The 12,765-nt window shown below is 40.3% G+C and carries 10 protein-coding genes; 8 read left to right on the forward strand and 2 right to left on the reverse strand.

Translation table 11 applies throughout. From position 1 onward, the window contains the following. Nucleotides 1-11: 11 nt before the first annotated feature. Together HQN86_RS05860 and HQN86_RS05865 are read left to right on the forward strand one after the other, a co-directional pair. The gene (locus HQN86_RS05860; RefSeq protein WP_172660064.1) at nucleotides 12-1,703 is read left to right on the forward strand and encodes a RagB/SusD family nutrient uptake outer membrane protein; all 1,692 of its coding nucleotides are present in this window, start codon (nucleotides 12-14) and stop codon (nucleotides 1,701-1,703) included. Between the two features lie 83 nt (nucleotides 1,704-1,786). Continuing rightward, nucleotides 1,787-3,136, forward strand: coding sequence for a DUF3863 domain-containing protein (locus tag HQN86_RS05865; protein WP_172660065.1), 1,350 nt, complete (start codon nucleotides 1,787-1,789; stop codon nucleotides 3,134-3,136). 75 nt (nucleotides 3,137-3,211) lie between these two features. On the opposite strand, the gene HQN86_RS05870 is transcribed toward HQN86_RS05865, so the two are convergent. Beyond that, on the reverse strand, nucleotides 3,212-4,327 hold the full coding sequence (locus HQN86_RS05870; protein WP_172660066.1) for a LytR/AlgR family response regulator transcription factor: 1,116 nt from the start codon (nucleotides 4,325-4,327) through the stop codon (nucleotides 3,212-3,214). 203 nt (nucleotides 4,328-4,530) lie between these two features. Here HQN86_RS05870 and HQN86_RS05875 point away from each other — a divergent pair, with 203 nt between their 5' ends. Together HQN86_RS05875 and HQN86_RS05880 are read left to right on the forward strand one after the other, a co-directional pair. Beyond that, nucleotides 4,531-5,481 carry a cytochrome P460 family protein gene (locus HQN86_RS05875; RefSeq protein ID WP_172660067.1) on the forward strand — a complete coding sequence of 317 codons (951 nt, stop codon included), beginning with the start codon at nucleotides 4,531-4,533 and terminating at the stop codon, nucleotides 5,479-5,481. A gap of 6 nt (nucleotides 5,482-5,487) precedes the next feature. Next, a complete protein-coding gene (locus HQN86_RS05880; RefSeq protein WP_172660068.1) occupies nucleotides 5,488-5,961 on the forward strand; it encodes a hypothetical protein in 474 nt (157 codons plus the stop codon). A 12-nt stretch (nucleotides 5,962-5,973) separates the two neighbouring features. Here HQN86_RS05880 and HQN86_RS05885 read toward each other — a convergent pair whose 3' ends face one another. Next, nucleotides 5,974-8,331 (reverse strand): mechanosensitive ion channel family protein, encoded by a 2,358-nt coding sequence (locus HQN86_RS05885; protein WP_246269445.1) that lies wholly within the window; start codon nucleotides 8,329-8,331, stop codon nucleotides 5,974-5,976. 243 nt (nucleotides 8,332-8,574) lie between these two features. On the opposite strand from HQN86_RS05885, the gene HQN86_RS05890 reads away from it, so the two are divergent. The 4 genes from HQN86_RS05890 (at nucleotide 8,575) to HQN86_RS05905 (ending at nucleotide 12,633) form a co-directional block, all read left to right on the forward strand. Beyond that, nucleotides 8,575-9,258: a GntR family transcriptional regulator gene (locus HQN86_RS05890; RefSeq protein ID WP_172660069.1), complete on the forward strand. Its 684-nt coding sequence runs from the start codon at nucleotides 8,575-8,577 to the stop codon at nucleotides 9,256-9,258. A 162-nt stretch (nucleotides 9,259-9,420) separates the two neighbouring features. After that, the gene (dgoD, locus tag HQN86_RS05895; protein ID WP_172660070.1) at nucleotides 9,421-10,584 is read left to right on the forward strand and encodes a galactonate dehydratase; all 1,164 of its coding nucleotides are present in this window, start codon (nucleotides 9,421-9,423) and stop codon (nucleotides 10,582-10,584) included. Nucleotides 10,585-10,603: 19 nt separating this feature from the next. Further along, nucleotides 10,604-11,866: an MFS transporter gene (locus HQN86_RS05900; RefSeq protein WP_172660071.1), complete on the forward strand. Its 1,263-nt coding sequence runs from the start codon at nucleotides 10,604-10,606 to the stop codon at nucleotides 11,864-11,866. A 14-nt stretch (nucleotides 11,867-11,880) separates the two neighbouring features. Further along, complete coding sequence (locus HQN86_RS05905) at nucleotides 11,881-12,633, forward strand: SDR family NAD(P)-dependent oxidoreductase (RefSeq protein WP_172660072.1); 753 nt, start codon at nucleotides 11,881-11,883, stop codon at nucleotides 12,631-12,633. Nucleotides 12,634-12,765: the final 132 nt, after the last annotated feature.

Below are 12,765 nucleotides of genomic sequence, written 5' to 3' on the forward strand. Positions count from 1 at the left end.
ACGCAAGCTTTATGAAACTTAAATATATTAATCATAGGAAATTATTAATTGCAGGTGTGTTTATCCTTGCTGCGCTTTTAAACGGATGCAAAAAAGACCTTAACCTGGTTTCGGAGGACAGTATCACTGATGCTACATTCTGGAAAACGGGTGCAGATTTTAAGCTGGCTGCAAATAATCTATATAACGGACTTGACCGTTTTGGCTTTGAGGATACTGAATCAGATATAGCATTTAATTTTCCAAATTCGGTAAGTAACGGAAACCTGCAGCCTGCAGAGTCAGTGGTACTCTGGACAGACAGCTATGGCTATATTCGGTCATCGAACAACATCATTGAAAAAGGATCGGCAAGTACAGATGCTGAAATAAAAAGATATGTGGCAGAAGCCAAATTCTTCAGGGCATGGTACTACTGGAAGTTACTGAGGCTATATGGTGGAGTGCCATTAATTACAAAAGTCTTGGCAACTGATGATCCGGCTTTATTTACTCCCAGGTCAAGCAGAACGGAAACTGTTGATTTCATTCTTAAAGATTTACAGGAGGCCAAAGCTGATCTACCTATGCAATCGGCTCTCGCTTCTGTGGATGTTGGTAGGATTACCCAAGGTGCGACGCTTGCTTTAACTGCACGTGTGGCATTATTTGAGGGGACATGGGGGAAATTCAGGGCTGATGGCAATGCTACAAAATATATTGATGCTGCGATTGCTGCTTCAAGGGAGATCATGAACAGTGGTACATATGGTTTGTACACAGGCAAGGGCGCGCAAAGCTATCGTTACTTATTTTTGGAAGATGGCGACGACTCCAGGGAATCGATTTTGGACAGGAGATATGCCCGAAATATCCTGGGACATGATATTCCATATCAGTATGATGGGAACGGTTATAACCCGACCAGAAAGATGGTTGACCTTTATTTAGATAAGAATGGATTGCCCATCACAGCTCCAGGAACGGTTTTCAAAGGTTACGGCACTTTTGTTTCTGAATTTCAGGACAGGGATCCCAGGATGACCATGACGATGATCATTCCGGGAACGTTAACCAACAGGGTTTTCTTTCCCGTAAATAAGATTGCCAACTGGCCTGATAAGCCGCAACGTAATTTCAATACAGGATATATACTCTATAAATATATGTCGGAAGACCCAGTGGCCAATAATTCCGGACAAAATGGAGATGCCAGTATATTTGACTTTGATCGCCACCTTATCCGCTATGCAGAAGTGTTGCTTATTTATGCAGAAGCAGTTTTTGAAAAAGCAGGAGCAATAAGCGACGGTGATCTTGATCTTTCGATTAATAAGCTCAGAGATCGTGCGGGTATGCCGCATTTGACCAACACTTTTGTGGCTACCAATAACCTTAATATGAGAAATGAGATCAGGAGGGAAAGAACTGTTGAACTCACTTTGGAAGGATTCAGGTACGATGACTTGCGCAGATGGAAAACTGCTGAGACTGAATTGCCACAGGATGTTAAAGGAATTAAAATTACTGGTTCTGACTGGGCTGGGAAAGCACCTTACAGCGATCCAAGCTACCTGAGTAAGGTAGATGCAAATGGTTTTCTGATTGCTGAAAAAAGCCGAAAATTCGATCCAAATAAGGATTATCTTCAGCCGCTTCCGACTAAAGAGGTCGCCTTTTATCAGGCTAATGGCCACAAATTAGAACAGAACCCTGGCTGGTAGGATGATTTTACGCTCGAGCTGGCCGACTGTTGTCGGCTGGCTTTTTATACAATAATGATTAAATGAATTAAAAAATAAATTATATGTTCAAAAAAGTGAGTTTATTAAACTTCTTGGTTATCTGCCTGATGTCTTTGGCATTTGGACAGCAAGCAAAGAAATCAGCTTCTGGAGGGCTTATGGGCCATCGATTTTTAACTTTTAATACTATAATAAGGGTAAACCAGATTGAAGTATCACGGGATCGGAGTGTTGGCGAGGATGAGCGGGCTTTACATACACCTGAAAAAGTTATTGCTTTCAGAAAAGCCGTGGAAGAGGGTTTTCCTGGAGCCAAGATGACCTGGGCGTTTAGCTGGCTGGCGCTGAATGACAGCACAGAGAATTATAAAGAAATCCGGAAACTCGTTGTTGGCTATCACCGTGAATATGGTGACGAGATAACGTTTATCCCCGGTGCTTATTTTGCAAATGCTTATAATACTACTGAGCAAGTAAATAAGGACCTGCATGACGGACTTGCACTTGTAAGCCGGATGGTAGGCAACAGCTACCGCCCGCTTAGTATAGTAGCGGGTTTCCTTTCTGCAAAAAACCAACAATACCTAGCTGAAAAAGAAAATATACATGTTTGCCAGGGCAACATCTGGAGTCAGTTTGCGATTGATAACCAGGATGGCGATGGTTCTGTTTCTTATCCCTTTTATCCTTCAAAAGAGCATTTTTGCAAACCTGCACAAGGTAAGAGCGATTTTATTGATGTAGTTAATCTGGACGGGTGGACTGTGGATTTTTTAGCCGCCAGACGACAAGGTTTTGCAGAAGGTTTTAACAGCCGTATGGGAGTTGGACCTATAGAAACATTAGGTAAGCACGGAAACGAGATCGGCCTGAAAGAAATGCTTCATGCTACTGCTATCCATTTTGATAAGGGCTTTGAATTGAATGGGTTTGGTTGGGTTACTAATTGCTGGGAATTGTCTCTTCCTTATGATGCTGCCCGGTTGAAGGATTGGCTAAGCAGTGTAAAAAAACGCTGGCCGGATACAAAAGTGATTACCCAGGGAGAGTTTGGTTTACTATGGAGATCCCATTACAAAAGCAACGATTTCAACTATCGCTTTGTAGAAAAAGGGTCAGGAATTGGTGGTTCGGATGCCAATCTTGAGATTAGTTGGTTTATGAACAAGGATTTCAGGCTGGCATTGCTTAGGGACTGGAAACTTAATAGCCCGAAGTTGGTAGTTGACTTTACCCGTTACGATTTGAATGCAAGGGAGCCAATTGGAATGACGAGAAAGTGGAGCTTAATGGGCGATATTAATCAAAAACAAACCCGTCCGCAGGATAAGCCCGTTCCGTTGAATAAGCTGCCGGAAAAATCAAATTTGATTATAAAAAAACGATACCCAAATTTATTAAAAGGGTTGTAATTTAAACATACAGGGTGATACACAGAAAGCTAAATTTTCAGAAGTGTTGATATGTAAACACTTCTGAAAAGAAGCCTAGCGATCTAACCATTTTTTGAATTCTGCAACTTTGTTCTTGCTGATGATGACCGGTTCGCTGGTCTTAGGATCTGTAACTATTCGCAACTGATTTTTACCGTATACGAAAATAGTTTTGATTGACCTCATGTTGATGATGAACTGTCTGTTTGCTCGGTAGAAGATATCGTTGTCCAACTGCTTCATCAGTTCGTCAAGGCTTATATTGGTAGAGAACTGCTTGTTGTCGAAAGTAAATATAAGAACGGTACTCCCGTCTAAAAAGAAATAGGCGATCTCGGACACATCCAGGTGTATAAGTTCATCTTTATGGTAGGTGATAATCCTTTTCCGACCGTTTTCCTTTTCTCGTTCAGGGTGCTGAACCAGTATCTGATCCTGCAGTTTTTCCTGCAAGGTATTGAGTTGCAGGTCGAGTGTACTCAGGCTGTTGATCTTTTCATTAAGGCCTGCGATTTCGTCTTCCAAGGCCTGTTCATGCTTGCTGTAAATCCTTCTTATCAGCAATAGGCAACACGTAATAATGATCAGGGTACTAAGCAGAAAACCAATGCTAAACTGCTTATATAGATCGGAAAGTTCCTGGTGCATTACCTCGATATTTGCATGGGAAGCTACAATCCAGTCGCTGCCTTTTACGGGGTACACATTTACGATTTCCGAGCTTCTGTGTTGGCTTTTGGGAAAGTTTCTGATACCACCGAGCTTTTTCTGAGAACTGATGACCTCGCTAAAGGAAATAGAATTTTTTCCTTCACCCAGATCAAGTTGGGAGTTGTTTTGTTCAATTTTTTGCCCTATAAGCGCCGGATTGGGATGGCAAAGTTCGATGCAGTTCTTATCATACATACAGATGAATTCGCTTTGCACGTCGGTATTCTCGATACTCTGCTGCAGGTTCCGTATCACTTGTGGCTTTTCAATTCCAATGAGCAGCTGTTGTTCCAGTAATCTGCCAATCTCCCTGCTTTCACGTTTCCCAGATTCCATCTTGCTGGTCCAAAGTTTTTCACTGGCAACCTGGTAAAGATAGCGGAAAGAGAAAAAACTGATCAACAATACCGTGGCAGTAACGGTTATGAAAACGTAAATATGCAGTCGGGTCTTATTCATTTGGGATGCTTGAGTAAAGTTCACGTACAAGAAGGGGTGTGTGAACTATAAATTTGTGTAAGCCGAATGTCCTAAAAATATGGACTTATTCAAAGAAAAAAAATCGGCTTTACCGGCTAATAATTCCCTTTAACAGGAAAACATTGGTTCAATCAGCTCGTAGAGAGTAGTTTTGTTTCATCATTATCTAATATAAGTAGTATATGAAACGTAAATGGAAAATTATTATTTGTATCGCACTTGCCTTAGTATGCCTGCAATTTATAAGGCCAAAAGAAACCACAGGCTCGGCATATGGCGTGGGCAAGCAGCTAGGTGGTGTGTCCAGAGAAGTAAACGGAATCTTGCAGACTGCTTGCTTTGATTGCCATTCTAGTGAAACGCGGCTACACTGGTATGACAAGATTACTCCTGTGAATTTTCTGGTCGCTTCGCATATCAGAAACGGTAGAAAAGCGCTCGATTTTTCGAATTGGGATTCGCTGGCTACCGCGCAGCAAAGTGCTGCGCTTTACTATGCGCTCAATAAGATCTTGTCCGGAGAGATGCCACTGCCAAGCTATACTGCCGTTCATCCTCAGGCTAAGGTGGATGAAAATGAGATTGAAACATTAAAACGTTACCTACTTTCCATTTCTTACGGAGCTAAACAAGGTAAAGTTGCGCCAAACAACCCTAAAGAAATAACGGCTGTGGGTGTTAAGCCAGAGCGGGAAGTTAAACCATCTCCTAACGGGATAGCTTATATTCCAGATTACCGAAATTGGAAGGCAATAAGTACTACGGACCGTTTCGACAATGGAACATTACGTATTATTTTTGCAAATGAAACCGCCGTAAAGGCCTTGCAGTCAAAAAAAACAGATCCATGGCCGGATGGGAGTATTTTTGCGAAGACTGCCTGGAAGCAGCAACAAAATGCTGATGGAAGTATTTCTGCCGGGAAATTTGTACAGGTCGAGTTCATGATAAAAGATGCCCGTAAATATGCCAAAACAAAAGGATGGGGCTGGGGAAGATGGAAAGGCGACGATTTGCTGCCTTACGGAAAGACTTTGGATTTTGATACCGAATGCGTTTCCTGTCATCAACCTCAGCGAGATAATGATTATGTATTTACCAGGCCAATAGACCTGTTCAATTTTAAAAATTAAACGATCATGAAAAGGAAATCAATTATAGGAATGATCTTATTCGGTTTGGCGCTAGCATTAGGCTGCAGTTCGGAACGTAGCGACAGTTTGAATGATGAAGCCTCAGTTGGATCTGTTCAGGGACTACCCGAAAATCCCTTACTACTAACCGCTCTAACAACAAGCATTCGTCCTGATAACGGTACCACGTCTACACTTTATGGAAATGAGCTAGCCGTACGCCATACGCACACGCAAGAGAATAGCTATCCGGCTGGCACGATTCTGTACAATGTTACCTGGAAACAAAAAGCAGATCCTCACTGGTTTGGTGCCCGTGTGCCAGGGAAAGTATTTTCGGTCGAGCGTGTTTCGATCGGCCTAAGTGGCGAAATGGTATATGAACTCTATAAGGGGAGCCCTCTAAGGTTGGTGCCGGCTTCGGATCAGATACAAAGGCTGTCGCAAGTCTTATCCATTCAACAGGCAATATCGCCATAGGTCAGATAGGAACTATAAAATTTCTATTTCTTTCTCTTCAAAGGTCTCAAATATTTGTGCAATGATTATATTTCTTGTAAGATCTGCATTTGAAATATCCTTGCACCAGAAATATATTTTTATGCTGCTGTTTACCTTACTCACAGGACTGATCATAATTACGGGTTCCTTGTTTACAAAGACGTTATCATTTTTAGTAATAATATCTCTGATCTGATGTACTACTTCAGTTGAATTGAAAGGTTTAGCGATAGTTAAAGAAATGTCTATACGCATTTGGTTATTGCTAAGGGTCCAATTGATGATATTGTTCGACAAAATGGCCCCGTTGGGAATAATAATCTCTGCACCTTCGTCACTAAGCAGTGTACTGGCGCGGACACCGATTTCCTTAACCCTTCCTTTTTTATTGCTTAGCTCTACCACATCTCCGATGCGGATAGTTTTATCAAAAATAAGGATGATCCCCGATACGAAATTGCTTACGATATTCTGTAAGCCTAGCCCGATACCTACACCAAGGGCGCCAAGAATCACGGTGATTTTGTCAATCGGCAATCCAGATGCTGCAACAGCAATAAGGAATCCTCCAATGAGTAGTACCAATCGTGTAATTAGTAATTTCGAGCGCTCTCCTTTATTGTCTTCTATTCCATCGTCGCCGGTATCTCCAAAGAAGTAGGCAATGTACTTCTGTAAAAAGTTGGCAATCCAAATGATGCCTAAAAAGAGTACAATACCGCCAAAGGTAAAAGAGAAGTTCCCTATAGTTCTTTTTTCATTAAGGATCTCCATTAAAGATTCATAAAGACCGTTAAAAATATTAAGATTGGTGGTAAATATCACAAACCAGATAATTGTAGCACCCACACCGGTTAGCCTTTTAAGGCCTGCGATAACAGGGTGCCAATCGAAATACTCAGGATAGCCTTTGCGGATTCTGCTACTTTTCATTTGAAGCAGAAAAGCCTCCACCAATACTTTCGCAAGAATGGTTAAGGATATGGCATTTAACAAGGAGTTTACACCTGTCGAATAAAAAATTTGGGTAAGTGTGAAGCGACCAAAAATATTGCATAAAGTAGCAATGACTGCAAATATGGTATAGATAAATCCCGTAAGGAGTATCATTCTATATTTTTTTGCCTGCTCATCTATCTTCTTCAAAATACTGACGCCGTAGATGGTAGAACTGAGACTAAGGAAAAGAAGGAGCCAGCGTTGATATCTTGGTGGCATGCCTAAAAGACGCAGAAAAACAGGTGCAAGAAGAAGCAGTACAAATATGCACCAAGGGTAAAATAATTTTGACGATAGTTTTTTACGAAAAAATGCTGTCAGCAAAACTGCAAGTAAGATCTGTACCGATTCGATATAAAGTGCCGGGGCCATGAGGTCAAAAATCGGCGCCAGCGTAAAAAGCATGATAAAGGTAATGAGATAGGGTTGCGGACTGAGTAAAGAGAAATCGTCAACTGCTTCCAACCGGTCGCGTTGTTTCATGCTTCTGAAATTGAAAAATACCCAGAAGAAGAAAGTAGCACAGGTAAGGAACAGTAAAAAACGGCTGCTGCGGGTGTATACAAAATAATAGCCTGATATTTCCTGTTCCCCATTAATAAACTTGCGGAATCCAACACCCCTGGTCTTACCACTTGCTGATTCCCAAAGGTAACGTCGTTCTTTTCCGAAAGCTTTTATACTTACTGCACCAAGTTGGTTATCGGTAAGATACATTAACTCCTTAATGTTTATCAGATTGGCCGATGTTCGCGCCTGCAGGTTATTAATTGACGATGTTGTTGTCTTTAGCAGACTGTCCATTACCACACGTTTTTTCTGGAGCTCTGCAAATTGATCTTTAAACATAATGCGCATAGAAGGCAGCGTAAAAAGTTTAATCAGCACGGTGTCTTTGCGTAGATTAAGAATTTCCGTTTTTAATTCCCTTAACTCTTTTTCGTATTCATCCAGATCCGACAGGCAATCTTTGTTGTTTGTTTGAAGTTCTTTAAGTAAGGTCTGATCCATTTGCAGGTTTTGCAAATTCAACATTCTTTCACTTTGTGTAAGCCTATTTTTGAGTAAGGCAAGAGCAGCCTCATCTTGTGTTAAATGTGCCGTTATGGGATTTAGTTTCTTAAAAGAACCAACTGTAACGGGAACTTTGTTTACCGTTTCGAATACCTTCTCTAAATGAATCAGATAATCGCCCTTTGTCAAGGTTGCAGAGTCAGAAAGGATAGAAATGTCCTGACCTTTATCCATTGCCTTATTTTTCTGTGCAAAAGTAGAGACGGAAAGGCACAAGACCATTACCAGGGATATTGTGAGGTGAATTGCTATTGAAAAAGGATTTTTTATTGTCATTTGATCCATAGGAAGTATTGAAGATGTATCCAGAATATAAAAATGCTTTGGATTGTCAAAAATAGTTAATACAATTGTGATAATAGGTTAGAAAAAAGAATTCCATATAAAATCCTCATTGTTTCCTGCACCATTACCGAAGACTTTTCTGAAGAAATATTTTAGCCAAGTATGGCCGCAGTTAGTTGGTATATTGTATATAATATATATTGTATATTTGATCATCATTTAAAATTTGCAACATTGAAAGATAAAATACAATCCGACTCATTAAACCAGTTAGCTGATCCGACATATTCCAGGGTACGGGAAAAATTAAGAGAAGATATTCTTTCTGGTTATTTTATTTCGGGAGAAAGGCTAAAGATCGCTGAGTTGGTTGAGCGGTATAAAGTAAGCCAGATGCCCATAAGAGAAGCATTGCAACAATTGCAGGGTGAAGGATTGCTGATCATTGAGCCAAATAAAGGAGCCCATGTCAGAAAAGTTGATCAACAATTTTTAGAAAATATTTATGAGATCAGACAGCTAATTGAAGTTTATCTTACGGTTAAGTGTATAGAAAACTTAAAGGAAAAGGATCTGAAGCAGCTCAATCAACTGCAAAAAGGATATGAAACAGCAGCAGCAAAGAAAGATTATACCGGCTGTTTACAATTCAATAAACGGTTCCATTCTGCAATTTATGAATTGGCCAATAATGCTGAAGGTTTGCAGATATTGGAAAAACACTGGCAGTTGATCAATACGTTACGCCTGACTTATGGCTTTGGTGTAGAGCGGACAAATGAGGTTATAGAGGAACATCGTGCAATAATTAGCGCCTTGGAAAACAGAAATCCCATAGAAGTAGAAGCTGCAGCCGCCAGGCATTGCGTTAACGCCAAAGCCGACCTTCTACGTCAGATAGGAGATAGATTAAAATAGGATTTATTCATTTCTGAGGTAAGATAGTTAGGATGTTGTTAATGAAACGCCAGCTATTTTGTGGTATTTATAAATGTTTACTTTCATATTGTATATTGTATACAATATACTAAATTTGAATTATTATGAAACGCTGCCGGTAGAAATTATAAGTACATTATTATGAAGATCACTGAAATTAAAACCTTTATTTGCCATTCCTACAGAACAAACTGGGTGTTTGTGAAAGTAATCACAGATTCTGGTCTTTACGGAGTAGGTGAGGCAACGCTGGAAATGAGGGAATTAACTGTTGTGCAGGCGGTAAATGAACTTAAAAGATATTTAATAGGTAAAGACCCTCATCATATAGAAGCAATCTGGCACGATTGCTACCGCGATGCCTATTGGCGGGGTGGGGTAGTTTTAATGAGCGCACTGGCTGCCGTTGATATGGCATTATGGGATATCAAAGGCAAAGATCTGGGGGTGCCAGTCTATCAGTTACTGGGCGGAAAAGTAAGAGATGCTGTTCCATGTTATGCAAATGGATGGTTTGCCCCGGCTAAAACGCCCGAAGAATTTGCTGCAAAAGCTAAGGAAGCCGTTAAAAAGGGTTTTAAAGGTCTTAAATGGGATCCTTTTGGTTCGGCCTACATGAACCTGACCAAAAAGGAATTTGCTTACGCTTTGAAGTGCATTGGTGCTGTTACAAATGCTGTTGGAAAAGAAATAGATATTTTAATTGAAGGTCATGGACGATTTAACATGCCGACAGCCATTAGGGTAGCTCATGCCCTGGAAGATTTTGACATTACCTGGTTCGAAGAGCCTATTCCACCAGACCACATGGAAGGATTGGCACAATTAAGAAAGAAAACTAAAGTTCCGATTGCAGCAGGGGAACGTCTATATAGCAGGTGGGATTATCGAAGTTTTCTAAATCAGGATTGTGCAGATTTCATTCAACCTGATGTGAGCCATGCTGGGGGTATCTCCGAACTAAAAAAGATTGCTGCGATGGCTGAGTGCTATTATATTCCGCTTTGTCCTCACAATCCTAGCGGACCAGTAGCAAATGCAGCAACCTTGCATATTGCAGCTTCCACACCTAACTTTCATTTTTTGGAAACGATGAGCAGTGATGTACCTTATCGAAACAAAATAAGTACTGAAAAAATTGAATTTACCAATGGAATGATGCAAATTAACGATTTGCCAGGTCTTGGAATAGACATCAATGAAGAGGCAATCAAGGAGCATACATATGAACCAAGAGACTTAAGGCATTACAATGGTAAGCTTACTGAAATCAGACCGCAAGATGCCATTGGCTATTTTGCTTAATAATTTTCTAAAATGAAAAATGATCAGATATAACGCTCCACGTAACTTAAAATTGAAATCCTTTAATTGGGAGTTGATTATTCTGCTGTGGCTGGTCTTTTTCTTTAATCAGGCAGACCGACAGGTATTTAATGTGATCCTGCCGCAAATTAAAATAAGTCTGCAGCTTACAGACGCTGAATTGGGTATGATCGCTTCTGTATTCATTTGGGCGATAGGATTATGTGTGCCTTTAAGCGGATATATTGGTGATGTTTTTAGTAAGAAAAAAGTGATCATTTTTAGTCTGCTATTATGGAGTGTTGCCACTTTTTTTACCGGATTCAGTGCAGGATTGATCCATCTGGTAATACTTAGAGGAATTGTGGGAAGCAGTGAATCTTTTTATGCTCCGGCGGCCAACGCGCTTATAGGTGATACATATAAGGATAAAACAGGGTTTGCAATGGCCATACATCAGACTGCACTTTATGCGGGGATTATCATGAGCGGACTGATTGGCGCATTGATAGCAGAAAGGTTTGGGTGGAGTGTGGCTTTTTACATTTTTGGAGGAATAGGAATTGTACTCTCCATTGTACTTGTTGTAAGGTTTAAAAAAGACATTTTACCTGATACTGATTCGTTAGTAATCAAGAAAAAGGTGACCGTGTTTGACGGCTTAAAAGGATTATTTCAAAAGAAAACAGCAGTATTGCTGACTATGGCATTTGCCTGTATGATATTCGTGAATGTGGGCTACCTAACCTGGGCGCCAACATTTTTACATGAAAAATACAAGCTCTCTCTAGCAAACGCCGGCTTTTCCTCCATGTTTTATCATCATGTTTTTGCATTTTTGGGGGTGCTGGCCGGCGGGCGCTTTTCTGACTACCTGGCGAAGACCAATATTGGTTCAAGATTAAAATTGCAAGCATTTGGATTATTGTTGGGCAGTCCTTTTATTTATCTGCTGGGATCAGCAAATGAGCTGATTTGGGTGTATACAGGTATGGGTCTTTTTGGTTTTTTCAGAGGCATTTATGACTCCAATATTTACGCATCTTTATTTTTGGTCACGGCACCTGGAGTAAGGGCATCTGTTTCTGGCGCAATGATTATGTTTGCTTTTTTAATAGGCGCTTTTGCACCATGGATCTTAGGGACGATAAAGCCTACATTAGGATTGTCAAGTGGTCTATCAGCGCTCTCCGTTGTTTATTTACTGGGGAGCATTTTTATTTTTATTGCATTAAGATTTACCCTTGCCAAAGAAATACATGTGGATGCAGAGGCAAAATAAATTTAATTAGTATCATGAGTGAATTAACTGGAAAAACTGCATTAATAACAGGTTCTTTAAGGGGGATTGGCAAAAGTATAGCCCTAACCCTGGCAGAAAAGGGAGCAGATATTATACTTAACGACCTGGCTGAAAGTGAAGACCTTGAAGAAATAGTGAACGGGGTAAGGGCTTTTAACCGCAAGGTATTCTTTAAAGCTGCGGATGTAAGTAGAGAAAAAGATGTGGAAGCACTCTTTTCATTTGCTAAAAACAGCACGGGCAAACTAGATATCCTGGTCAATAATGCAGGAACATCTCAAGCCCAAGATATTTTTGACACCAGTCTTGATGATTGGGAACATGTTTTAGGAACCAATCTCACGAGTTGTTTTTTGTGCGCCAAGTATGCTATGCAAATCATGAGAGAACAGAAAGATGGTAGGATCATTAATATTAGCTCAGTGGTTGGGCAACAGGGGGCACTATATGGCCATGTACATTATTCAGCCAGTAAAAGTGCAATTTTAGGACTAACAAAAACACTTGCCAGAACTGGTGCCCCATTAGGGATCAGAGTAAATTGCATTGCCCCGGGTATTATTGAAACCGATTTACTTACCCAAACACATGGAAATGAAGGAATTGTAAGAATTGCTGAGAATGTACCTTTGGGTATTGGACAGCCACGTGATATTGGCCTGGCAGTCGCTTTCCTGGCAGGTGAGGGTGGTAATTATATTACGGGAGCAACCATTGATATTAATGGGGGACTTTATTTTCGTTGAGGGTTTTTTATCTAAATGGTGCTATATCGATTTGATTATTAATATAATCATCTTTTTTTAGTGGTTTTATTGCAGTATTTGTATTAATATAATTATATATTGTATACAATATATAATTATATTAAGTTTGTA

Origin of the sequence: Pedobacter panaciterrae (assembly GCF_013204795.1) — a bacterium.
Lineage (GTDB): Bacteria > Bacteroidota > Bacteroidia > Sphingobacteriales > Sphingobacteriaceae > Pedobacter > Pedobacter panaciterrae.